Genomic DNA, 22,360 nt, shown 5'->3' on the forward strand with positions numbered 1-22,360 from the left:
TGGCTCACGGGTCCGTCTCGGTCTCGGGCTCGGCCTCCAGCTTCTTCTCGAGCCGGTGGAACTTGGCGAAGAACCACGCGCAGACGCCGACGATCGCCACCGCGCACGCGACGGTGACGAGGCAGAAGTACCAGAAGCCCGTACCCACCGGTTCCTGGGTCATGCCGGCCACGAGGAGAAGGGCCATCCCGCCGAACATCGCCCCACTGGTGAAGCAGAGCCACTTGAGCGGGTTGCGCATCACCATCCGGTTGAACCTGGCGACGGGGTTCCTCATCCGCCGAGCAGCCTGCGGTTCTGCCGGCGGGTGAGCAGGTACGTCACCGGGCCGAGCACGGCGGCGAACACGAGGCACCTGACGAGGAGCCCCACCGCGGACGGGTCCCCCGTGAGGGAGACGCACACCGCGAAGATGACGGTCCCGATGACCGTGGAGATGGCGGTGTAGAGGACGGGGCGCGCCAGCCCGAACTGCTTGGTCACGGGAGGTCCAGGTCGACCACGACGGGCGCGTGGTCGGAGGCGCCCTTGCCGGCGCGCTCGTCACGGTCGATGAACGCCCCCGTCACGCCGGCGGCGAAGGACGGCGACCCGAGCACGAAGTCGATGCGCAGGCCGCGGTTGCGCTCGTAGCGCTGCCGGAAGTAGTCCCAGTACGTGTAGACCTCCGGGCCGGGCGTGTGAGGCCGCACCACGTCGTCGTACCCGTCGTCGATGAACCCCTGGAAGGCCGCGCGCTCCGGTGCCGTGACGTGGGTGGAGCCGGCGAACGCCAAGATGTCGAAGACGTCCTCGTCCCGCGGTGCGACGTTCCAGTCGCCGACGAGCGCCGTCGGGGTGTCGACCCAGCCCTGCGCGGACTCCCGCAGCCGCGCGAGCCACTCGAGCTTGTAGACGTAGTGCGGGTCGTCGACCTTGCGACCGTTCGGCACGTAGAGCGACCACACGCGCACCCCGCCGCAGGTCGCGCCGATCGCGCGCGACTCCGCCACCGGGGGCTCCCCGAACGTCGGCATGCCGGGGAACCCGACCTCGACGTCCTCGAGCCCGACGCGGCTGATGATCGCGACCCCGTTCCACTGGTTCACGCCCGCGGCGGCCACCTCGTAGCCCCGCGACGTCAGCCCCATCAGCGGCAGCTGCTCCTCGCGGGCCTTCGTCTCCTGCAGCGCCAGCACGTCGACGTCGTGGCGGTCGAGGAAGGCCTCGACGCGGTCGATGCGGGAGCGGAGGGAGTTGACGTTCCAGGTCGCGATACGCACCCGGCGAGCGTACGGCGCGTCAGCGGCCCGGCAGGAACGAGGTCAGCAGCCCCGGCGTGGTGGCGTCGGCGAGCGGTACGGCGTCGGCGAGGGGCACGTCTCGGATGACGACGGCCTCCGAGCCGGCGGCGGTCGTCGCCACGAGGTTCGCCAGCCCGCGACGGCGCTGGAAGAACGTCTGGCTCACCACCCAGCCGATGACGCCCTCGGCCTCCAGCACGGTGCGGTGCCGCGCGAACGCGCCCGACCCGGCCACGAGGTGGAGGGGACCGTCGTCGTCGGTGGTGAGGGCGTGGCCGAGGTTCCGGTACGACGCCTCCGCCCCGGCGACGCCGAGCAGGAGGAGCGCGGCGATGCCGACCACGGGCGGCCACCAGGGCCCCTCGAGGACGATCGTGGCGACGACGCCCGCCGTACCCGCGATAAGGGTGGACCACTGCCAGCGCACGTGGGCGCGGCGGCGGGCGGCCCCGCCGTGGGAGACGAGGGTCCGGCCCAGCGGGCGCGACGCCTCGGCCGCCGGGCCGAGCACGCGGTGGGCGACGTCGACCGCGACCGAGGTGGGGCACGACGGCAGGATCTTCGTCGTGCCGTCCTCGACGCCGGTGGCCAGCGTCGACAGCTCGGCGCCGTCGGCGAGGCGCATGAGCGCGGGCTCGACCAGCTCGACGCCGCGGACGCGACGGTCCTCGACGGTGGTCGACCGTGTGGTGAGCAGGCCCGCGGTGAGCCGCAGCGACGTGTCGCCCGCCTGCTGGCCGCCGGGCTGCCGCACGAGGCGGTAGTTGAACCACTGCAGCACGTAGCCCGTGATCGACAGCGCGAGCCACGCCACCAGGAGGATCACGGCGCCGGCGACCAGCACCAGCGGGAGGGCCTGCGACCCGAGCCAGCCCCACGCGCTCTGCGCGTGCTCGGTGTCCCAGATCGGCAGGTCGTCGAGGAACTGCGACGACGCACCCAGCGCACCGGCGACGATCGCGAGCCGCGCGAGGCTGAGCGGCGCGAATCGCAGCCACGCCCAGTGCATCGTGGCGAGCTCGACGGTCGGGCCGACGCCGACGGGCTCGCCCGGGTGGCGGTCGCCGGGGTGCCAGCCGGTGCTGGGGGAGCCGCCCGGGGTCGAGCCCTGCGGGTCGGCGGAGCCCGTCGCGTACGGCGCGGGGTCGCCCGCCGTCGTACCCGCCGGGCCCGTCATCGGGCCCGCGGTCGTCCCGGCCGCCTGCGCGCGGTGCAGCAGGGAGGTGCGCAGGTGGGCCGCGGCGTCCTTGCCGAGGGTCTCGAGCTCGATGCGGGTGTCGTCGACGCCGGTGCCGATCTCGACCTTCGTCACCCCGAGCAGCCGGTGCACCAGGGGCGCGGTGAGGTCGACGCTCCGCACGCGGTCGAGCGGGGCGGTGAGGTTCGTCTTGTTGAGCAGCCCGCGGCGCACCTCGAACTGGGTCGCCGTCTGCCGGTAGTACGTCGTCAGCCACGGGACCGCACCCAGCACGGCCGCGCTCACGACGGCCACCGGGAGCAGCAGCAGCGACCAGAGACCGCCGCCCGAGCTGCCGATCCCGAAGAAGCCGATGATCAGCGGGATCGCGAACTGGCGCAGCACCGCCAGCGGTCCGATCACCAGGAGGCGCTTGTCGAGGCGGTGCCAGGCCGGGCCGCCGTCGTCGGCGACGCCCGGGGGCGGGCCCGCGCCGTACGGCGAGGAGCCCTGCTGCGGGACGGGCTGCTGCGGGAAGGGCTGCTGGTACGGCGGGGGGCCCGGCGGCTGGTACGGCGGGGGGCCGGGCGGCTGCTGGGGCGGCTGCTGGGGCGGCTGGTACGGCGGTGGGGTGCTCACGTCGCGTCGTCCTGCGTGGCGGCGGTGATGGCGGTGAGGTCGGCGACGAGGCGCCGGGCGAGCTCGGCGTCGAGGCAGTCGATCGTCAGCGGCCCCGCCGCGGAGGCGGTGGTGACGGTGAGCGACCGCAGCGAGAACATGCGCATGATCGGGCCCTGCGTCGAGTCGACCGTCTGCACGCGGGAGAGCGGCGCGATCCGCTCCTCGACGGTGAGCCAGCCGCTGCGGGTGTGGACGGCGTCGTCGGTGACCTCCCAGCGGTGCACGCGGAACCGGAACGACGGCATCACCAGGGTCCACGCGAGGAGGAGGAGCGCGACGACCAGCGCCGGGACGGTGAACCACCACGGGCGGTCGGACCAGAGGAGCACCACCAGGCCCAGCACGACCCACACGACCGCCGTCGTGATCCCGGCGACGAGGCGCCAGTAGGTCACGGCGCGGGGCGAGACCTGGTGGGTCGGCTCGCGGAGGGCCACGGGCACGGGCGGCACAGCAGGTTCCATCGACGTCACCCGGCGAGCCTCGCACACGGGGCGGGGCTCCTTGATGTGAACCGCACCCGCGTCGCGCCGTAGAGTCTGCGCCCGTGGCACTCACCATCGGCATCGTCGGGCTCCCCAACGCGGGCAAGTCGACCCTCTTCAACGCACTGACCAAGAACGACGTGCTCGCGGCGAACTACCCGTTCGCCACGATCGAGCCGAACGTCGGGGTGGTCGGTGTGCCCGACGACCGGCTCGCGAAGCTGGCGGAGATCTTCGGCTCGGCCAAGGTGCTCCCCGCGACGGTCGAGTTCGTCGACATCGCGGGCATCGTGCGCGGCGCCAGCGAGGGCGAGGGCCTCGGCAACAAGTTCCTCTCCCACATCCGCGAGTCGGCGGCGATCTGCCAGGTCACCCGCGTCTTCCGCGACGAGGACGTGACGCACGTCGACGGCGAGGTCAACCCCGCGAACGACATCTCCACCATCCAGACCGAGCTGATCCTCGCCGACCTCGACACGGTCGAGCGCGCGGTGACGCGGCTGGAGAAGGAGTCGCGCAAGGTCAAGGACCTCGTCGCGAACCTCGAGGCGGCGAAGGCCGCCAAGGAGGCGCTGGAGTCGGGCACCCCGATCATCGCCACCGACATCGACCGCTCCCTGCTGCGCGAGCTGTCGCTGCTCACCGCGAAGCCCTTCCTCTACGTCTTCAACTGCGACGCCGACGAGCTCGCCGACGACGAGCTCAAGCAGCGCATGCGCGACCTGGTCGCCCCGGCGGAGGCGATCTTCCTCGACGCGAAGTTCGAGTCCGAGCTGATCGAGCTCGACGACGAGGAGGCCGTGGAGTTCCTCGCGGAGGCCGGCGTCGACGAGCCCGGCCTCGAGGTGCTCGCCCGCGTCGGCTTCGAGACCCTCGGCCTGCAGACCTACCTCACCGCCGGTCCCAAGGAGACGCGCGCCTGGACCGTGCCGCAGGGCGCGAGCGCCCCCGAGGCCGCCGGCGTCATCCACACGGACTTCCAGAAGGGCTTCATCAAGGCCGAGATCGTCTCGTACGACGACCTCGTCGCCGCGGGCTCCATGGCCAAGGCCAAGGAGGCCGGCAAGGTGCGCATGGAGGGCAAGGACTACATCATGGCCGACGGCGACGTGGTGGAGTTCCGCTTCAACGTCTGACCGTCCCGCTCGACGGCGGCTCGTCGTCCCAGACGATGGTCAGCGTCGACCGGAAGGCGTCGACGCCGTCGTACGACGACGGTGGTGCGCCCAGCAGCCGCCGGGCGTGTCCGGGGAGCCGAGGACGCCCCAGCCGTGGTCGTCGTACCAGGCCCGGACCACCCCGGACGTCGTTCCCAGGTCGCGCACGCCCGGAGTGTGTCCGATCGGTGCCACGGGATGGCAGCGATCGACCACGCTGTGTCGCGGGCCGCACGCCTCCGGCGCGTGGCCGTAGGTACCTCACCCCCTGCCCACGCCTTCCTGAACGCGCCTTCAGGTGCCTTCAGGTCCGCTTCAGCGAGGGCGTCGCACAGTGGTGCCATCGCCACGGGGTGCACCACCCCGGGACACCACCACCCTGGAGGAAACAGTCATGAGCAAGGTCACCAGCAAGCGCGTCCTCGTCCCCGGCATCGCGGTCGTCGCCGTGCTCGCCGCCGGCGGCATCTTCTGGGCGGTCAGCGGCGACGGGGACGACCTGAGCCGTGACGACCGCGAGCGCGCCGAGTCCGCCGCCGTCGAGGAGGTCGGCAGCGGCCGGGCCGTGGACGCCGACGTCGACGACGACACCGACGAGGGCGGCTCGCGTCTCTACGACGTCGAGGTCGTCGACGCCGACGGCCTCTCCTGGGACGTCCTGCTCGACGAGGACTTCGAGGTGATCAGCAGCCGCGCCGACGACGACGGCCGCGGCGACCGCGGTGACGACGGCCAGGGCTCCGGCGCCGGTGCGGTTCCGAGCGCCGACCCGAGCGCGTCCTCCAGCACCTCGCCCGGCACCGCGCCGACCGGCGACGCCGACGACCAGCCCATCAGCGACGAGGAGCGTGCCCAGGTCGCCGCCGCGGCCGAGGCCGCCGTCGAGGGCGGCACCGCCGTCGACGTCGACCGCAGCGACGACGCCGGCGAGGCCTTCGAGGTCGAGGTCCGCGACGCGCAGAACCAGGACTGGGACGTCACCCTCGACGCCGACCTCGGCGTCATCTCCGCCGTCCGCGACTGACCCGCGCTACTCGCTCAGCTCGGCCCGGACGATGAACCCGGTCGCGACGGCGACCGCGGCCACGACGAGGACGATCCCGAGGCGCATCTGGGTGGGGGAGGGACCGCGTCCCCGCGCCTGGAGCCGCAGTGCGGCCGCCGAGCCCGCGAGGAGCGCGAGGCCACCGACGGCCAGCACGAGGAGGAAGGCGACCATGCCCCGAGTGTCGTACACTCCTCAACTACCTGACCGACCGTCGGCCGCCGTCCCGGTGAACCCTGGGTGAACCCCGGTACGACGCACGCGAGCCGCGCCCCCGAGGGGACGCGGCTCGCGGCCGTGCGGTGCTGCGGTGGAGCGGGCTGTGCGGGAGCGGTCAGCGGACCTTGCCGAAGGACAACGTCGAGTTGAGCGGCTTCCAGAGCGGCTTGGCCACGGCGATGCCGACGGTCAGCGTCTTGCCGCGCGCGGCGCTGGTGACCGTGTACGTGCGGGACTTCGCGCCCGGGATCGCCCGGCCGTCGAGGAACCACTGGTAGTAGACCTTGGTGCCCTGGGCCACCGCGGTCGAGGTGAGGACCGGCGCCGAGACCGACACCGTGCTGCCCGCCCGCGCCGTACCGGACTTCACGGCCGGCGTGCGGACCCAGGCCGCGGGCACGGAGCGCTGGCCGACCGTGCCGAAGTTGAAGGAGCCGGTGCGGGTCAGGTAGCCCGGCGCGGCGAACGCGATGCCGAGCGTGAGCGTGCGGCCGATGGCGTTGGCCGGCGGCGTGTAGGTCCGCGACTTCGCGCCCGGGATGACCGCCCCGTCGAGGTACCACTGGTAGTACGGCCGCAGCTCGGCGACGGTGCCGGTGTGGGTGAACGACGGCGCCGAGACACCGACGGGCGTGCCGGCGAACGCAGCCCCGGACTTGGCGCCCGGGGTGCGCACCCAGGCGGCGGGGAACTGCTGCGTCGGGGCCGAGGTGACGATCTCGATCTCGTCGAACCAGACCAGCACGGGGGCCTTGCCGGCCTTCTCCGCGCGGATCGACACCAGCGCGATCTCGCCCCCGAGGTGGTGGGGGATCCGGAAGCGCGAGACGGGGGCGTTGCCGGTCACCGTCTGCGACAGGATCGTGGTGAAGGGCCAGTCGTCGTCGCTCACGACGCTGGCCGAGGCCGAGCCCGACTCACGGGCGAGGGCGCCGCGCCCGTCGGCGCCGGCGCGGAAGGACTCGAACCAGTAGCCCCCGTCGTCCTCGAGGTCCTCGGGCGAGATCGAGCTGACGACCGTGTGGAAGGTCGTGCCGGGCTCCCACTCGCCGTCGTACGCGATGTCGATGGGGACCCCCGTCGGCAGCGTGTCCACGGCCTCCACGCCGCCGACCTCGAGGCGCGCGGCGGTGGGTGCGCCGACCTCTTGGTAGGCGACCTCGGTGGTCGTCGAGCCGACCAGGCGTTCGCGGGAGTCGTACTCCTGGATCGTGACCGTGTAGGTCTGGCCGCTCACCAGTGCGTCAGGGGCGTAGCCGCAGTCCACCCAGGCCTGGCCCGTGCGTGAGCGACGGTCGTAGTCGGCCCAGGTGTACACGTCCACCGCGGGGGAGAGCGCGACCTCGTAGAAGGCGCCGGGCGTGCTGTCCGTGAACTCGACGACGAACCCGCAGCTGGCGTCGACGAACGGCAGGTCGTAGCCGTAGTCGATGTCCTCCGCCTCCGCGTAGGACACGTCCGTGATGGTGATCCCGCTCGACGCGGCCTGGGCCGGCGTGCCGAACCCGGTCCCGCTGACCACGAGCGCGGCCGACCCTGCGGCGACGACGCCCGTCGTGATGATCCTGCGCATTTCCCCTCGTTCCCCTGGCGCGACAGAGCTCGGGACGGCTTGTCCCGAGCTCGTGCGCGAAAAGTAACCGAGGGCGCGGGAAGAGGAGGGGGAAATGACGAAACGTTGCCGGAAACCTGCGCCAGGGTCAGGCGCGGCCGCCCAGCCGGGAGGCGAGGTTCGCGAGCAGCTCGTCGTGGATGCGCGCGAGCCCCTTGGGGGCGAAGGTCTTCTCGAAGAAGCCGCCGATGCCGCCGGCGCCCTTCCAGGTGGTGGTCACGGTGACTTCGCTGCCCGAGCCGTCGGGCGTCACGGCGTACCGCGTGACCATGGTCGAGTGCCGGTCGGTCTCGACGACCTCGCTGCCGTCGACGGTGACGTCGGCGAGCACGTGGCGCACCCGCTTCTCGGTCGCGTGCAGCCGCCAGGTGACGACCGTGCCGGAGCCGATGCCGCCCTCGACCACGGAGTAGTCGGTGTACTTGTCGGTCAGGATCGCGGGCCTGACGGTCGTGTAGTCGCTCAGCGCGTCCAGGGCCACGGCCGGCGGGACGGACAGGTGCGTGTGGGTGGTGGCGGTGACCTGGGCCATCGTCGTCTCCTCGAGGTCGGGGTGGTGGTGGGTGATGGTGGCTCAGGCCGTCGCCCGTACGGCGGGGGCCCGAGCCGGTGCGGGCCTCAGCAGAGGCCGTTCTGGTCGGCGAACTCCTCGGCGTCGATGCCCTCCGGCGCGGACGTCGTCGGGTCGTCGGCCGAGTCGTCGCTCGGGTCGTCGGACGTGCCGGTCGTCGGCGCGTCCGACGCGCTGCCGGTGGGGGCCGGAGCGGGCCCACCGGTGTTGACGGAGCCCCCGCTCTCCTCGGCGCCGATGGAGCCCTCGAGGAACTGCGGGGTCAGGGGCTGGTCCGTGCGCACCAGCGTCCACAGGTCGTCGGCCTCGTCGGTCCACACGAGGCGGTTCGGGTCCTCGACCCACTCCTCGCTCGGCACCGTCAGGAACGTGATGTTGTCGAGGCCGATCCCGTTGAGCTGCAGGCCCAGCTGACCGAGCTTCGCGAGGTCGCGGTACTCCTCCGTGATGGTCATCGACCCGGTGACCGCCTCGAGGAAGCCGGTGATCCGCGACGGGTTCGTCAGCGTCTCCGCCGACACCACCTTGTTGGCCATCGACGCGAGGAAGGCCTGCTGGCGCTTCATGCGGCCGACGTCGCCGTTGATCGAGAGCTGGTGGCGCTCGCGCACGTAGATGAGGGCCTCCTCGCCGGTGGCGGTGAAGGTGCCCTCGCGGGGCAGCGCGTCGTTGAAGCGGCTCTCCTCGATCGGCTCGGGCAGGCAGATCTCGACCCCGTCGATCGCGTCGACCATGTCCTCGAAGCCGCCGAAGTCCATCTCGACGGTGGCGTCGACGTAGATGCCGGTGAGGGACTCCACCGTGCGGGCCGTGCAGATGGCGTCGGCCTCGTCGTACGCGGTGTTGAACATGACCATCTCCTCACCCGGCACGACCTCGCCGTCCTCGAGCTCGCAGTCGGGGCGGTCGACGAGCGCGTCGCGCGGCAGGCTGATGCCGTAGGCGAAGTCGCGGTCGCCTGAGACGTGCATGACGATCGCCGTGTCGGACCGCGCGCCCTCCTCGGGGTTGTTGAGGTCCGAGCCCACGAGCAGGATGTTGAGCGGCTCCTGGGGCGTGTCGGCGGCCTCCTTGTCGGGCCGCTCGCCCATCCGCTGCTCCGAGTCGGCGAAGGTGTCGATGTTGGCGCCCAGCTGCCGGTAGGCGAACGCGGCGGTCAGGGTGGTCACGAGCGCCAGCACCGCCGCGGTGGCCACGACGGCCCGCAGCACGGTGTGGCGTCGCTTGCCGCGGGCGCGCCGCTTCGGGCGGGTACGGCGGTCGGCGGCGCTCGACGCGGGGTCCTGTGGCACGGCTGCTCCCGGTGGAGGTGAGGGGTGTCGGCCCCCAACCTACGTTCCGACGCCCCGCGCCGCCCGGGAAGGTCAGCGAGCCCGTACGCCCCGCACCAGGTCGGCGGCCGCTCCGTCCCACCGCGGATGGTCGAAGGTGAAGCCGGCGTCGAGCAGCCGGCCGGGCACGACGCGACGGCTCTTGAGCAGCAGCTCGGGGTCCGTCCGCAGGATGAAGGCGCCGATCGAGGCCATCCAGCGGGTGGCCGGCAGGCCCGGTCGGCGACCCCACGCCCGACGCAGGCCGCGCATCAGCTCGCGCTGCGGCAGCGGTCCGGGCGCGGCGAGGTTGACGGGTCCGTCGAGGTCGTCGTGCTCGAGCAGGAACAGCACCGCCCGGGCGAAGTCGTCGGCGTGGATCCACGACACGTACTGGCCTCCGCCCGCGACCGGGCCGCCGAGGCCGAGCCGGGCGAGCCAGAGCAGGTAGTCGAGCACACCCCCACGCTCGGTGCCCATCACCATCGCGGTCCGCAGGGCCACCCGCCGGGTCGCGGGCAGGTCGGCCTCCTGCTGCGCCGCCTCCCAGCGGCGGGCGATCCGCACGCTGTACTCCCAGTACAGGGGCACGTGCGGCTCGTCGCCGCCGATGACGCCGGTGGCCTCGTCGTGGGCGGGACCGCGGGTGTCGGCGTAGATCGTCGCCGTGCTCATCTGCAGCCAGACCCGTGGCGGGCGCTCGGCCTTCATCACGGCTTCGCCGACGACCCGTGTGGACTCGACCCGCGAGTCCATCATCTCGCGCAGGTGCTCGTCGGTGTAGCGGCAGCTCACCGTGCGACCGGCCAGGTTGACCACGGCGTCGGCGCCGTCGAGCTCGTCGGCCCACGGGCCGAGCGTCCGCCCGTCCCACTCCACGTGGCGCACGCCCGGCTCGAGGGGGCGGGGGTGACGGCTCAGGACGACGACCTCGTGACCCTGCGCGACGAGCGCCCGACGCAGGACGCCACCGACGTGGCCGGTGCCACCGGGGATGACGATCTTCATGGGAGACATGACGTCAGCCTAGGATGAATTGAACGCGTTCAAAAGAGGCTCGAGGGTAAAATGAACGTGTTCAAGAACGCAGTTGCGGGGTGGCTCGGGGGTGGGCGAAGCGTGGGTGTGCGGAGAGGTCCCCGGTGACGCGGAGGGTGCGGACCCAGGCCCGCGGGATCGGCTGGCCTTAGTCCGCGGCGGGCGGGCCGTCGATGGAGTGCGGACCGAGGCCCGCGGGATCGGCTGGCCTTAGTCCGCGGCGGGCGGGCCGTCGATGGGGTGCGGACCGAGGCCCGCGGGATGCGGTGGCTGGAGTCCGCGCCTGGGGCCGAGGTCGCGCGTCAGTCCCGCAGCGACCGGGCGAGCGCGGCGATGTCGCCGGCGACGCCGCGCACGACGGGCAGGCGGGTGAGTCGCCCGAGCCGATCGACGAGCGGCACGACACCGCGCACGAGGGCGCGGGTGCGGGCCTGGTCGTCGGAGGAGTCGTAGACCCAGAAGAGCACCATGCCCATCTGCAGCAGCCAGAGCAGCTCGGGCATCTCCTCGCGCAGCGCGGCGGGCAGCTTGAGGTCCGAGCCGGCGAGCACCTCGCGGTGGATCGCGACGGAGGCCTCGCGGGCCGCCGCCGACTCGGGCGAGAAGGGCGAGAGAGGGCTGCGGGGGTCGGCGGCGTTCCGGAAGAACGTGCCGGCGAAGTCGTGGTACGGCGCGGCGAGGTCGATCCACCGCTCGAGCACGCCCGCGAGCCGGGGGGCGAAGGCGGTCTCGTCGGCCAGGACGTCGGTCACGACCTCCTGGTGCTCGCCCGAGATCTGGTCGTAGAACCCCTGGACGAGGTGCTCCTTGGAGGCGAAGTAGTAGTACGCGCTGCCCAGGGAGACCCCGGCGGCGTCGGCCACGGCCCGCATGGTGGTGGCGTCGTACCCGCCCTCCTTGAAGAGGCGCATGGCGGCCGAGACGATGCCGGCGCGCGTGGCCTCGGCCTTGGCGGAGCGGGGGGCGGGCGTCGGCACGGGAGCCAGGGTAGTCACCGGGGCCCGCGGTGCGCGCGGGTGCACGCCGCGGTCACCGACCCGGAGCGGGGTACGGCGGGTAGCCACCCACCTGGCCGGGCCCGGGGCCTCGGAGGGCGGAGGCGCCGGCGGTCGCGCGCTGCGCCTGCTCGACGCCGTGGCGCTTCCGGATCGAGTTGAAGAGCACGATGTTGAGGAAGTGGACGGCGCCCACCACGAGCAGCACGACGCCGACCTTCACGCTCAGCGCCTCGAGCATCGCGCCCGCGTCCGGCACGGGATCGCCGACCCGCAGGAAGAGCAGCACGAAGCCGACGTTGAGCAGGTAGAAGCCGACGACGAGCAGGTGGTTCACGGCGGCGGCGAGGTCGGTGCGTCCGTCGAAGACGTCGGCGAGGAACGCCGCGCCGTTGGTGAAGAGCGTGCGGGCGACCCACACCGTGATCGGGAGGGTGATGGCGAGGTAGCCGAGGTACGTGGTGACGGTCCAGTCCACGGGATCTCCTAGAGTCGAACGTGTTCGAAAATGGTCTCGGCCCGACTGTACGGCTAGTTTTGAACATGTTCAATACGCCAGGTCTGGTCGGCCTGCCGTCGTGGGGAGCGGATCCCATAGGCCACCTCCGGGAGCTCCGCGGACGGCCTCGGCGGCGTCGGATCGGAGGTGACATGGCTCACTTTCGTGTGCAAAGGTGGGGATCACGGCCGCGTTAAATCGATTTACTACCTTCGACCACCGGAGCATCCATGAGCTCGTTCCTCCATCGCCCGTCCCGACCTCGGCGGGCCGCCACCGCCCTGGTCGCTGTCGTCGCCACCGCACTGGCGGGGGCGGCCTCGAGCCCCCTGGCGGTCTCGGCCGCCGAGCCCGACGACTCGGCGACGGTCACGTTCACCGACGACTTCGAGCGCACCACCGACGGCAGCGCCGGGCTGGGCAACGGCTGGACCAGCCCGCGGGGCACGTGGCAGATCACCGACGGCGAGGCGCTCAACGCGGTCACCGGAGCGCAGAACAACGTCACGACCCAGGACGGTGTCGAGCTCGGCGCCACGTGGAGCGTCAGCGCCGACGTGCGCGTCCAGCCCTACGCCCCGGCCACGGGCCGGGAGTGGAGCGGGGTGGCGGGCAACGTGCGCAGCACGAGCGGCTCGCTCTCCTACTACCTGCTGCGACTCACGACCTCGGCGACCTCGGGCAACCCGGGCACGGGTCGCTGGCACCTCCTCAAGATGACCGGCAGCTCGACCGTCCAGGTGCTGAAGGAGGGCACCTTCACGGGCCCGGCCTCGCTCCCCGGCCACGACGGCGTCGTGGCGACCCTCTCGCGGGACGGCAACGAGCTCTCGGGGTCGATCGTCGACGCCGACGGCGGCGTGCTCGTCGACACCACCGTCACCGTGCCGACCGACGTCGCCCTCGTCGGCGGTCGTGCCGGTCTCTACACCGTCACCGACAACCTGCGTGCCGACTCCTTCGAGGTCACCACCTCGACCCCCGCGGTCCAGCCGCCCGGCCCGCTGGTCTGCGACCAGGCCGACGGCAGCTACGAGTTCCCCCAGGACGGCAACGAGGTGCTGGAGACCAGCGACCTCGGCCTCACCTGGGCCGGCATGTTCGTGGTCCAGGACCTGCTCACCCGCGGTGACGACCAGTACGTCGGTTTCTACGACGTCGACCGCACGATGGTGATCGCGCACCGGACGCTCCCCGACGGCGAGTGGACCTACCAGGAGCTCCCCGAGCGCCTCGGCTGGGACAGCCACAACTACATCTCGCTCGGCCTCGACCGCGACGGCACGCTCCACGTGTCCGGCAACATGCACAACGTGCGGCTCGCGTACTTCAAGACCGCTCCCGGCGGCGACATCGCGACCCTCACCCGCGTGCCGGTCATGGTCGACGCCGCCACCGAGAACAGCGTGACCTACCCGGAGTTCGTGAACCGCCTCGACGGCAGCCTCGTCTTCAGCCACCGCAACGGCGGCAGCGGCAGTGGCGTCACCTACTTCAACGTGTACGACGAGGAGGCCGGCGCCTGGGTGCGGCTCATCGACCAGCCGTTCTTCGACGGCCAGGGCTCGGCCGAGAACCCGGACGGCACCTGGAACTCCTACTTCCAGGGCCCCACGCTCGGCCCCGACGGCATGTTCCACCTGCTCTGGGTCTGGCGCGACACGCCCGACGCGGCGACGAACAGCATGCTCACCTACGCCAAGAGCGAGGACCTGGTCAACTGGGTCGACGCCGCCGGCGAGCCCCTGAGCACCCCCTTCACGTACGGCGAGGGCGACGTCGTCGACCCGATCCCCGACTTCGCCGGTCTGCTCAACGGCAACGCCCGGATCGGGTTCACCGCCGAGGGCGAGGTGCTCGTCAGCTACCACAAGTACGACGCCGACGGTCACTCGCAGCTGTACGCGGCCACCCCGGCCGCGGACCCCGCCGACTGGAAGATCAACCAGATCAGCGACTGGGAGGGACGCTGGAGCTTCGGCGGCGGCGGCACGCTCGTCTTCGAGGTCCAGATGCTCGGCTCGGAGCTCCTCGCCGACGGCAACGTCCAGGTGAACTTCGCCTGCTCGGGCGTGCGCCAGAGCATCGTCATCGACCCTGACCTGGAGCCCCTGGCCCAGACGCCGACCCCCGCCCTCCCGGGCGACCTCTCGGAGGTGCGGACGCCGTACGAGGGTGTCGAGGACCTGCAGGTCAACGTCACGCGCGACCGCGGCGACGGCGCCGAGCCGGCGACCGACCGGGGCCGCTACGTGCTGCGCTGGGAGACCCTGCCCGAGAACCGCGACCTTCCGCGCGACGAGTGGCCGCGTGACGGCAGCACGCTGCAGGTCGTGCTGCTGGGCGAGGAGACCGAGGTGCCGCCGGTCGACCCGGAGCCCGAGCCCCCGGTGACCCCGGAGCCCGGCTCGATCGGTGTCGGCTCCAGCCTCACGGTCGGGGCGCCCTGGCGCTTCGGTCGGGTGGGCACGGCGAAGCCGTTCACGATCTTCTACGCCGGCGAGGACGCCACGCGCGTCAGCGGCACGGCGTACGTGACGATCCGCAAGGCCGGCACGGCCCAGGTGATCGCGCGTTCGTGGCGCTACAGCGGCACCACGACCCGCATGTGGACCCCCGCCGTGCCCACCACGGGCAGCTGGCAGGTCAGCGTGACGTTCGTGCCCGACGACCCGGCGTACCGCGCGACCGTCCGGTCGTGGTGGCAGTGGACGACGGTGTCCGGCCGACCGTGACCCGCTGAACCCCAGGAGAGGCGGTCGACCTTCGGGTCGGCCGCCTCTTCGCGTTCGCTCAGCAGCGCCGCCTCAGCCGGCCGGCGGGGCGAAGAACTCGAGCGCGATGTTGTCGGGGTCGCGGAACGAGAGGCCCGACCCGTAGTGCGCGTCGACGACCCCGCCGTGGCTGATCCCGAGCTCGTCGAGCCGGCCCGCCCAGGTCTCGAGCTCGGCGCGGTCCGCGCAGGCGAAGGCCAGGTGGTCGAGGCCCGTCACGTGCTCGTCGAACGTGCCCTCCGCCCCGGCCGGGTGGGTGTGCAGACCGAAGAGCTGGCCGCCGTCGAGGGCGAAGACGGTGTGGTGGAACCCGCCGGTCGTCTCGTCCTCGTCGAGCACGGGGTCGGCGCCGAACAGCGCGGCGTACCAGCGGGTGCTGCGCTCGAGGTCGGTCACGGTGACGGCGGCGTGGGCGAGGGGAGGGAACGGCATGGGCACTCCTTCGTGCGGCGGACGGTCCTCCCACCGTCGCCGACCCGGGTGCGCCGCACACTCCCCGGGCGGGCAGGCACTCGCCCGCCGGGCCTGGCCGACCGGGCAGGGAGGGGAGCGGTCAGCCGACGGGGAGCGCGTGCCGCGTGAGCGCCGCGCCGATGGAGGCCGGCGTCACCGGCTTCGTCACGTAGTCGTCCATCCCGGCGGACAGGCACCGCTCGCGCTCGCCCTCGACGGCGCTGGCGGTCATCGCGATGATCGGCAGCCGGGGCGTCCCGAGGCCCTCGGTCGTCCGCCACTCCCGCGTGACGGTGTAGCCGTCCATCACCGGCATCTGGCAGTCCATGAGCACGGCGGCGTACGACGCGGCGCCGCCGGCCGCGGTCATCGCGGCCAGGGCCTCGGCCCCGCCCGGGACCTCGTCGGCGTCGTACCCGAGCCGCTTCAGCATGCCCGTCGCGACCACGCGGTTGATCTCGTCGTCGTCGACCACGAGCACCCGCGGTCGGGCGGGGGCGACGGTGACGGTGGCGGTCGGGGCGGGCGTCGCCGGCGCCGGCGGGGCGCCGGGCGCGACGAGCGCCGGCACGAGCGCGTCGACGGGGCGCGCCGGTGTCGGCCCCGGCAGGTCGGACGGCTCGGCCGGGTGCTCCGCCAGCGACTCGGCCAGGGCGGCCGCGACGGGCGCAGCGACCCGCGGGAGGGTGACCTCGACCCAGAACGTCGAGCCCTCGCCCGGGCGGGAGTCGAAGTCGAGCGTGCCGCCCATGGCGTCGACGAGCCGTCGGGAGATCGCCAGCCCGAGGCCGGTGCCGCCGTACTCGCGGGTGGTCGAGGAGTCGGCCTGCGTGAACGGCGCGAAGATGCGGGCGCGGGCGTCGGGCTCGATGCCGATGCCGGTGTCGACGACCTCGAGGCGCAGGGCGAGCGCTCCGTCCTCCGGGTCACCGTCCGGGGCGCGTTCCGGGTCGCCGGCCGCGTCCCCCTCGGCGCGCTCCAGGTCGACCGGGCGGGCGGTGAGGGTGACCGTGACGCTCCCGTCCGTCGTGAACTTCACCGCGTTGGAGAGCAGGTTCACGACCACCTGGCGGAGCCGGCCCGGGTCGCCGCGCACGGTGAGGGCGGCGTCCGCGTCGACGTCGACCTCGAGGGTCACGCCCCGGCGGCAGGCCTGGTCCGACACGAGCGACGCGGCCTCCGTCACGACCAGGGCGGGCACGAAGTCGATGGACTCGAGGTCGATCCGGCCGGCCTCGACCTTGGAGAGGTCGAGGATGTCGTCGATCAGCGCCAGCAGCGTGTCGCCCGCGACGCGCACGCCCTCGGCGTACTGCCGCTGCTCGGGGGTCAGCTCGGTCGTCAGCAGGAGCGCCGTGAGGCCGAGCACCCCGTTCATGGGCGTGCGGATCTCGTGGCTCATGGTGGTGAGGAACTCGGACTTCGCCCGGGAGGCGGCGAGCGCGGCGTCGCGGGCCAGCGCGGTCTCCTGCCGGGCCGTGGTCTCGGAGCGCAGCTGTCGGTGGGTGCGGGCGAACGCGAGCCCGAGGAGCGCGAGGAACCCGGCGAGCAGGACCACGGTGCTGCGCCCCGAGTCGTCGCGGGACTCGACGACGGCCAGCGCCGCCGGCACGAGGAGCGGGAGCGTGGCGATGCTGAGACGGCCGACGTGCCCGGTGTCGGACGGGGCGGCCGCGGTCGCCGGCCGCACCGGGGTGTCGATCCAGACGGAGACCGCCATCAGCGAGCAGCCGAGCATCCAGAGCACGTCGAGGGTGCGCTCGTTGGCGCCGGAGACGGCGAAGACGAGGTAGCCGATGTCGGCCGCCATCCAGTAGGCGACGCCGAGCGCGAGCGGCAGCCCGACACCGGCCCGGGTACGACGTACGAGCAGCGCCCGCACCGCCAGCGCCAGCAGCACCGCGTCGAGCACCGGGTAGGCGCCACGGACCACGCGCGTCGTGGCCGAGACGTCGCTCTCGCCCACGAGGTCTCCGACCAGCACGGTCCACAGCACGATGACCGCCACCACCACGACCGTGAGGCTGTCGATCACGGCGTCGACGTCGATCCGTCGACGGGGGCCCGCGGCATCCGTGGCCCCGAGCTCCCCGCCCGCCTCGTCCACGTCGTCGCGCGGCGCCACGACGGTGAGGAAGAGGGCGGCCCCGAGGCCGAGGTAGCTCGCGGTCCAGAAGGCGTCGGCGAGCGAGACCTGGGGGACGCCGCCGAACCAGCGGTCGGCGAACCAGACCAGGTCGCCCACGGTGAAGGTGGCGAGGCCGAGGGTCACCAGGCCCGGCACGAGCCGCTGCCCCGGCGGGCGACGGCGGGTGCCGATCGCTCCGACGACCGGGGCGCCGACGGTGACGAGGAGGTAGGTGGCCTGCCCGACGGGACCTTCGGGCTCGATGAAGTGCACGACGGCGACGGCCGCGATGCCCGTCACCAGCGCGCCCCACCACCACAGCGGCCAGCGCTCCACGCCTTGCACTCTCTCCCTCGGCCGCGCACGGTCGCGCCGCCGTCCCGTGCTGATTGTGGACCACTCCCCGGGGGCGCGGGCCCGAATGCTCCAGGCTTGTCCGTGCGCGCGGCCACAGCCTCAGCGGGTACGGCGCAGCAGCCGCGACACGCGGTCCGGGACCCCGACCACCCGGGGGAGCAGCGCTCGGACGCTGCGCCCGTGCCAGGCGCCGGCCCAGAGGCCCGCGCCGTACGCGGCGTCGTCGAGCCGACGGGCCACGCCGTACCGCACGACGTCGAGGTCCGGGCGCACCGACCGGTGGTCGGCGACGGCCTCCGCCACGGCGGCGACCACGAGAGCCCGGCGGGCCCGGGGCGACACGACGGCCGCGGCGACCGCCAGCGGCCAGTGGTGCCGCGTGAGCGAGCCGGCCGTCTGGGACGCGGTGGCGACGACGCCGCCGCCGACCAGCCGGGCGGACGTCAGGAGCGGTCGGTGCGCCGAGCCGAGGCGCCGGGAGAGCGCCACCGTCGTGGTGCCGGTGACGGCGAGCGCGACCGGGGCCGACCACCGGCGCTGCGCGAGGACGGCGACGGTGAGGGCCGCCGTCCAGGGCGTGAGCACCATCGGGGCGACCGCGTCGCCGTGCCGCCGCGCCAGCTCGGCGGCGCCGGTGCCGTAGTAGGCCTTGCGGCGCAGCCACGGGCCCCAGGCCGTGCGGTGGTCGTGGCGGACGACCGCCTCCGGGTCGTAGCGCACGCGCCAGCCGGCGGCGGTGAGGCGCCACACGAGGTCGACGTCCTCGGCGACGCGCAGCGCCTCCGCGAACCCGCCCGCGAGCGACGCCGTGCGCCCGGCGAGGCAGGCGCTGGGCACGTAGGAGACCGTGCCGCCCGGACGCACGGCGGCCGCGACGCGTCCCAGGTCCAACGACGACCGGGCCTGCTCGTAGCGCCACAGCCAGGTCGGCCGCTCACCCGGAGCCGTGGGCTCGCCGAGCACGCGCGGGGCGACGAGCGCCAGCGCCGGGTCGGCGAAGTGGGCCAGCAGCCGCTCGAGCCAGCCGTCGACGGGGCGCACGTCGGCGTCGCAGAACACGACGTACGGCGTGCCCACCGCCGCGAGACCGGTGTTGCGGGCGGCGCCGGGTCCGCGGTTCGTGGCGTGGTGCAGGAGCCGGACGTCGAGGCGCTCCGCCCGGGCGGCCACCACCCGCGCGAGCGCGTCGGGGTCGGCGGAGGCGTCGTCGACCACCACTACCGCGAGGCCGTCGGGCAGCACGTCGAGGAGCCGCGCCAGCCGCGGGGCGTCGTCGTGCACCGGTACGACGACGGTCACCTCGCCGTACCCACCGGTGGGCGGGGCGGGAGAGGGATCCAGGTCGGGGTCCGCGAACCCGCGGTCGAGCAGCGCCCGGCACAGCTGGGCCCCGACCGCGTCGTCCGCGACCAGCGAGCGGTCGGTGCCCAGGCGTCCGACGGCCGCCGGCCTGAGGTGCAGCACCCCGGTCGCCGTGCCCCCGACGAGGAGGCCGCCGCCGTCGAGCACCCGGGTGCGGGGCGAGAGCCGCACGCGGAAGCCCCGGGGGAGCGCGACCCCCGTGGGGCCGGGCGGGCTCGCGGGCTCGACCGGGCCTCCCTGCGTCGTGGTCACGACCGCACCGTACGGGGTCGTGCGCCGCGCCCGCCGCCGTGACGGCGCCACCTGCCCGGTCGGAGAGGGGAGCCCCTCACCACGCGACCCGTATCCGGATCCTCGTCTGTCGCAGTGGCCCACGTCACTCCTAGCGTCGCTGGGGAGCGCCACCCCCATCAGGTCCCAGGAGGTCACCACCATGCAGGTCGACGAGCTGCTCAAGCCGTTCCCCATCAAGGAGTTCCACCCGTTCCCCCGTGCCCTCATGGGGCCGGGCGCGCACGAGATGATCGGTCCCGAGGCCCTCAAGCTGGGCTTCCGCAAGACGCTGGTGATGACCTCGGGCCTGCGCGGCACCGACATCGTCCACAAGATCGTCGAGTCGATGAAGTACCACGGCCTCGAGGTCGTCGTGTACGACAAGGTCGAGTCGAACCCGAAGGACTACAACGTCATGGACTCCGTGGCGCTCTACCAGGAGAACGAGTGCGACTCGTTCGTCTCCATCGGTGGCGGGTCCTCCCACGACGCCTGCAAGGGCGCCCGCGTCTCCGTCGCCCACGACGGTCGCAACGTGAACGAGTTCGAGGGCTTCAACATGTCCGAGAACCCGAAGAACCCGCCGCACATCGCGGTCTCCACCACGGCCGGCACCGGCTCGGAGACCTCGTGGGCCTACGTCATCACCGACACCACGACGGACCCCGACAACCCCCACAAGTACGTCGCGTTCGACGACGCCTCGGTGGCCACCCTGGCGATCGACGACCCGGTGCTCTACTTCGACTGCCCGGTCGACTACACCGCCCAGTGCGGCTTCGACGTGCTCGCCCACGCCTCCGAGCCCTACGTCTCGCGCCTCAACTTCGAGCCGAGCCTCGGCAACGCGATCCGGGCCATCAAGCTCACCAACGAGAACCTCCGCGAGGCGGTCTGGAACGGCCAGGACCTCAAGGGGCGCGAGGGCATGATGTATGCCCAGTACATCGCCGCCCAGGCGTTCAACTCGGGCGGGCTCGGCATCATCCACTCGATCAGCCACGCGGTGAGCGCCTTCTACGACACCCACCACGGGCTCAACAACGCGATCGCGCTGCCGCGCGTGTGGGCCTTCAACATGCCCGCCGTCTACGGTCGGTTCGCCGACATCGCCGAGGCGATGGGCGTCGACACCCGCGGCATGACCAAGCCGCAGGCCGCCGACGCCGCGCTCGCCGCCGCGATCCGCCTCCTGCGCGACGTGGGCATCCCGGAGCGGTTCGTCGACGTCACGGCCGACTCGTACTCCAAGAACCGCCTCGGCACCGGTCCGACCGCGTTCTACGAGAACGCGCCCGTCATCAAGGGCGACGCCGACGACGTCGACCGCATCACGAACCACGTGCTCGGCGACGCGTGCACCCCCGGCAACGCCAAGGAGTGCACGTTCGAGACCGTGCGCCCCGTCGTGGAGCACTGCATGACGGGCGACCTGGACGACCTCCTGTCCTGAGCCTCGCCCCCGCACCGCCCCGCACCTGCCCCCGGCCGGGTAGTCCCTGACGGAACGGTCGTGCCCGCGAACCGCGAGCGACCAGAACGTCAGGGACTACCTGCGGGGGTCGGGGCCGCCCCGCTGCCACCGCCCGCCAGCACCGCCGATCCGAGGAGCCGCTCGTGACCACGACCCCGACCGCCGACACCCCCGTCCCGGGCACCTCCGGTACGCCGCGCGAGCCCGGCGAGCCCGGCGAGCCCGGTGAGGCACCGGTGGGCTTCGAGTCCGTGGCCGCGGTCAAGGAGCGGTTCACGGAGGCCGGCTACCTGCCCGACGACCGCCTGGCCACCACCGTGTTCCTCCAGACCCGGCTCGACAAGCCGGTGCTGCTGGAGGGGCCGGCCGGCGTCGGCAAGACCCAGCTCGCGCAGACCCTGGCCGAGGTCACGGGCCGCCGCCTGCTCCGCCTGCAGTGCTACGAGGGCCAGGACGAGACGAAGGCCCTCTACGAGTGGGACTACGGCAAGCAGCTGCTCTACACCCAGATCCTGCGCGAGAAGATCGGCCAGGTCGTCGCCGACACCACGACCATCAGCGAGGCCGTCGAGCGCATCGCGGCCCAGGACAGCGTGTTCTTCTCCGACCGCTTCCTCTCCCCGCGGCCCCTGCTCGAGGCGATCACGTCCCCCGAGCCGGTCGTGCTCCTCATCGACGAGGTCGACCGCGCCGACGAGGCGCTCGAGGCGGTGCTGCTCGAGCTGCTCTCGGAGTACCAGATCTCCATCCCCGAGATCGGCACGATCACGGCGGTCCACGCGCCGTACGTGGTGCTGACCTCCAACAACACGCGTGACCTCTCCGCCGCCCTCAAGCGGCGCTGCCTCCACCTCTTCCTCGACTACCCCGAGGCGCAGCGCGAGCTGGAGATCATCGCGTCGAAGGACACGGGGCTGTCCGCCGCTCTCTCGACCCGGCTCGTCGAGGTCGTGCGGCAGCTGCGCGAGCTCGACCTGCGCAAGGCACCGAGCATCTCGGAGACGATCGACTGGGCGCGCACCCTCGCCGTGCTCGGCGTCACCGAGCTGTCGTCGGAGGTGCTGGCCTCCACGATGAACGTGGTCGTGAAGTACGAGCGCGACCTCGCCCGGGCGCTCAAGGAGATCCCGCGCCTCGTCGACCCGAACGCGACGGTGCCCGACAGCCTCCACACGGGCCACGGCCACGGCCACGGCCACGGGCACGGCCACGGCCCGGGCGCCGACCACCGCCACGACGGACCCGCCGACGACGGCCCGAGCGGCAAGGACGTGCGCGCCGCGAAGGACCAGCCGGGGCGCCACGACGAGAACTACTACGGCGCCCCCGGGTCCCCGGGCGGCGACAAGGGCGGCAAGGGCGGCAAGGGCTCGGCGCCGAGGTCCGTGCCCAGCGGCCAGGGCTCCCGCTCGTTCGCCGCCGGCGCCCGCAAGCGCCCGGTCTGAGCCCGGTCGCGGCGAGAGGGGT

General features: G+C 73.0%; 21 protein-coding genes. 5 read left to right on the forward strand and 16 right to left on the reverse strand.

Features of this window, described 5'->3' with window-relative positions; all coding sequences use genetic code 11:
* Window positions 1–4: 4 nt before the first annotated feature.
* The 5 genes from K329_RS0108165 to K329_RS0108185 are packed head-to-tail and all read right to left on the reverse strand — an operon-like array spanning window position 5 to window position 3,605.
* Window positions 5–277, reverse strand: a complete 273-nt coding sequence (locus K329_RS0108165) for a hypothetical protein (protein ID WP_157571632.1) — start codon at window positions 275–277, stop codon at window positions 5–7.
* Window positions 274–483 (reverse strand): hypothetical protein, encoded by a 210-nt coding sequence (locus K329_RS0108170; RefSeq protein WP_028472652.1) that lies wholly within the window; start codon window positions 481–483, stop codon window positions 274–276. Before K329_RS0108170 ends, K329_RS0108165 begins: the two co-directional genes overlap by 4 nt.
* Window positions 480–1,262, reverse strand: a complete 783-nt coding sequence (locus K329_RS0108175; protein WP_028472653.1) for an exodeoxyribonuclease III — start codon at window positions 1,260–1,262, stop codon at window positions 480–482. Before K329_RS0108175 ends, K329_RS0108170 begins: the two co-directional genes overlap by 4 nt.
* Before the next feature lie 19 nt (window positions 1,263–1,281).
* Window positions 1,282–3,099: a PH domain-containing protein gene (locus tag K329_RS0108180; RefSeq protein WP_028472654.1), complete on the reverse strand. Its 1,818-nt coding sequence runs from the start codon at window positions 3,097–3,099 to the stop codon at window positions 1,282–1,284.
* Window positions 3,096–3,605 (reverse strand): PH domain-containing protein, encoded by a 510-nt coding sequence (locus tag K329_RS0108185; protein ID WP_028472655.1) that lies wholly within the window; start codon window positions 3,603–3,605, stop codon window positions 3,096–3,098. The genes K329_RS0108180 and K329_RS0108185 overlap by 4 nt, the downstream gene beginning before the upstream one ends.
* 83 nt (window positions 3,606–3,688) lie before the next feature.
* Here K329_RS0108185 and ychF point away from each other — a divergent pair, with 83 nt between their 5' ends.
* Window positions 3,689–4,762, forward strand: a complete 1,074-nt coding sequence (gene ychF, locus K329_RS0108190) for a redox-regulated ATPase YchF (RefSeq protein ID WP_028472656.1) — start codon at window positions 3,689–3,691, stop codon at window positions 4,760–4,762.
* Between the two features lie 39 nt (window positions 4,763–4,801).
* Here ychF and K329_RS30790 read toward each other — a convergent pair whose 3' ends face one another.
* Window positions 4,802–4,951 (reverse strand): hypothetical protein, encoded by a 150-nt coding sequence (locus tag K329_RS30790; RefSeq protein WP_157571633.1) that lies wholly within the window; start codon window positions 4,949–4,951, stop codon window positions 4,802–4,804.
* 226 nt (window positions 4,952–5,177) lie between these two features.
* On the opposite strand from K329_RS30790, the gene K329_RS25515 reads away from it, so the two are divergent.
* A complete protein-coding gene (locus K329_RS25515) occupies window positions 5,178–5,807 on the forward strand; it encodes a PepSY domain-containing protein (RefSeq protein WP_043642562.1) in 630 nt (209 codons plus the stop codon).
* A 6-nt stretch (window positions 5,808–5,813) separates the two neighbouring features.
* On the opposite strand, the gene K329_RS0108200 is transcribed toward K329_RS25515, so the two are convergent.
* The 7 genes from K329_RS0108200 to K329_RS25525 all read right to left on the reverse strand — a co-directional run bounded on the left by K329_RS0108200 (window position 5,814) and on the right by K329_RS25525 (window position 12,051).
* A complete protein-coding gene (locus tag K329_RS0108200) occupies window positions 5,814–6,002 on the reverse strand; it encodes a hypothetical protein (protein ID WP_028472657.1) in 189 nt (62 codons plus the stop codon).
* Window positions 6,003–6,162: 160 nt separating this feature from the next.
* Window positions 6,163–7,620: a hypothetical protein gene (locus tag K329_RS0108205; RefSeq protein ID WP_028472658.1), complete on the reverse strand. Its 1,458-nt coding sequence runs from the start codon at window positions 7,618–7,620 to the stop codon at window positions 6,163–6,165.
* Window positions 7,621–7,747: 127 nt separating this feature from the next.
* On the reverse strand, window positions 7,748–8,191 hold the full coding sequence (locus K329_RS0108210; RefSeq protein ID WP_028472659.1) for an SRPBCC family protein: 444 nt from the start codon (window positions 8,189–8,191) through the stop codon (window positions 7,748–7,750).
* Between the two features lie 86 nt (window positions 8,192–8,277).
* A complete protein-coding gene (locus K329_RS25520; protein ID WP_052336554.1) occupies window positions 8,278–9,522 on the reverse strand; it encodes an LCP family protein in 1,245 nt (414 codons plus the stop codon).
* Between the two features lie 72 nt (window positions 9,523–9,594).
* Window positions 9,595–10,557 (reverse strand): TIGR01777 family oxidoreductase, encoded by a 963-nt coding sequence (locus K329_RS0108220; protein WP_245596487.1) that lies wholly within the window; start codon window positions 10,555–10,557, stop codon window positions 9,595–9,597.
* A gap of 323 nt (window positions 10,558–10,880) precedes the next feature.
* Window positions 10,881–11,555, reverse strand: a complete 675-nt coding sequence (locus K329_RS0108225) for a TetR family transcriptional regulator (protein WP_245596489.1) — start codon at window positions 11,553–11,555, stop codon at window positions 10,881–10,883.
* Between the two features lie 52 nt (window positions 11,556–11,607).
* A complete protein-coding gene (locus tag K329_RS25525; protein WP_084541111.1) occupies window positions 11,608–12,051 on the reverse strand; it encodes a hypothetical protein in 444 nt (147 codons plus the stop codon).
* Between the two features lie 251 nt (window positions 12,052–12,302).
* Between K329_RS25525 and K329_RS29455 the strand changes: the two genes are divergently transcribed.
* Window positions 12,303–14,807: a BNR repeat-containing protein gene (locus K329_RS29455; RefSeq protein WP_052336555.1), complete on the forward strand. Its 2,505-nt coding sequence runs from the start codon at window positions 12,303–12,305 to the stop codon at window positions 14,805–14,807.
* 72 nt (window positions 14,808–14,879) lie between these two features.
* Here K329_RS29455 and K329_RS0108240 read toward each other — a convergent pair whose 3' ends face one another.
* From K329_RS0108240 to mftF, 3 genes are all read right to left on the reverse strand, one after another.
* Window positions 14,880–15,278, reverse strand: a complete 399-nt coding sequence (locus K329_RS0108240) for a VOC family protein (RefSeq protein ID WP_028472662.1) — start codon at window positions 15,276–15,278, stop codon at window positions 14,880–14,882.
* Between the two features lie 121 nt (window positions 15,279–15,399).
* Entirely contained in the window at window positions 15,400–17,763 is a 2,364-nt protein-coding gene (locus K329_RS29460) for an ATP-binding protein (protein WP_052336556.1), read from the reverse strand.
* A gap of 120 nt (window positions 17,764–17,883) precedes the next feature.
* Window positions 17,884–19,398 carry a mycofactocin biosynthesis glycosyltransferase MftF gene (gene mftF, locus K329_RS25540; protein WP_211225775.1) on the reverse strand — a complete coding sequence of 505 codons (1,515 nt, stop codon included), beginning with the start codon at window positions 19,396–19,398 and terminating at the stop codon, window positions 17,884–17,886.
* A 181-nt stretch (window positions 19,399–19,579) separates the two neighbouring features.
* Between mftF and mdo the strand changes: the two genes are divergently transcribed.
* Both mdo and K329_RS0108260 read left to right on the forward strand, forming a co-directional pair.
* The gene (gene mdo / locus K329_RS0108255) at window positions 19,580–20,872 is read left to right on the forward strand and encodes an NDMA-dependent methanol dehydrogenase (RefSeq protein WP_028472663.1); all 1,293 of its coding nucleotides are present in this window, start codon (window positions 19,580–19,582) and stop codon (window positions 20,870–20,872) included.
* Window positions 20,873–21,036: 164 nt separating this feature from the next.
* Window positions 21,037–22,338, forward strand: coding sequence for an AAA family ATPase (locus K329_RS0108260; protein WP_028472664.1), 1,302 nt, complete (start codon window positions 21,037–21,039; stop codon window positions 22,336–22,338).
* The last annotated feature ends 22 nt before the right edge of the window (window positions 22,339–22,360 follow it).

It is taken from the genome of Nocardioides alkalitolerans DSM 16699 (assembly GCF_000426525.1).
GTDB lineage: Bacteria > Actinomycetota > Actinomycetes > Propionibacteriales > Nocardioidaceae > Nocardioides > Nocardioides alkalitolerans.